Here is an 894-nt window from a genome sequence, read left to right as displayed (position 1 = left end):
GGCGGGCGCGGCGGCGCGGCGGGCGGGCGCGCGCCGCGGGCGGCGTCGGCGGGCGGACGGCCCGGGCCGCCGCCGAGCGCGCGGATCCGGTCCGCGACGTCGCGGAACGCCGGGTCGAGCTTCGCCACGCGCTGGAGGAACCAGAGCCCCACCTCCGACTCCCCGACGGCCTCGTGCGCCGCAGCGAGCTCGTACTGGACGGCCTTGGCGGCCTCCTTGGTGAGCACGTCGGACGCGAGCGCGCGGCGGAAGGCGCGGATCGCCTCGCCGTGCTCCCCCTTCGCCATGCGGCAGAGGCCGATCATCGAGAGGCAGTCGATCGCGCGCCGCTTCTCGGCGCCCTTGAGCGCCACCTCGAACTCGTGGACGGCGTCGTCGAGGAGCGCCATCTCCTTGTAGGCGATGCCGAGGTCGTAGTGGGTGGCGCTGTCCTCGGGGCGGACGGTCTGCTCGACGCCCTTCTTGAACTGCGCGAAGACGTCCTCGACCGAGTACTGGAACTCCTCGTCGTCCGCGGCCGGGGACGCCTCGCCGCCGAGCTCGTCCGCGAGCTCCCGCGCGATGTCGAAGCTCTCGTCGACGCCGGAGACCGCGAGCGGTCGCGTCTCCCGCGCCGTCCCTCCGGGCGGAGGGGTGGCCGCGGGCGCCTCGCTCGCGGCGCGCCGCTCCACCTCGGCGAGCCGCGCCTCGATCGCCGGGTGATGCGGGTGCAGGGCGAGGAGGTTCTGGAGCGCCTCGCGCGCGGCGCCGAGGAGCCCTTCCCGCAGGAAGAACTCGGACTCCTCGAGCTCGTCCGAGACGTCCGGGAAGGCCGCGCCGTTCCCTCGCGCGGAGGCGGGCGGAGGCTTGGGCGTCGCGGGGGCGGGGGCGCGGGGCGGCGGTCTCGCCGCGGCG

1 pseudogene is annotated in these 894 nt (G+C 76.5%); it reads right to left on the bottom strand.

Annotation, left to right across the window (positions count from 1 at the left end):
- Positions 1–894: pseudogene (locus MLV88_RS23815) on the bottom strand (tetratricopeptide repeat protein); the annotation flags it as partial.

This window comes from Anaeromyxobacter soli (assembly GCF_022808855.1).
GTDB lineage: Bacteria > Myxococcota > Myxococcia > Myxococcales > Anaeromyxobacteraceae > Anaeromyxobacter > Anaeromyxobacter soli.
This window is presented reverse-complemented; position numbering and strand designations above follow the sequence as displayed.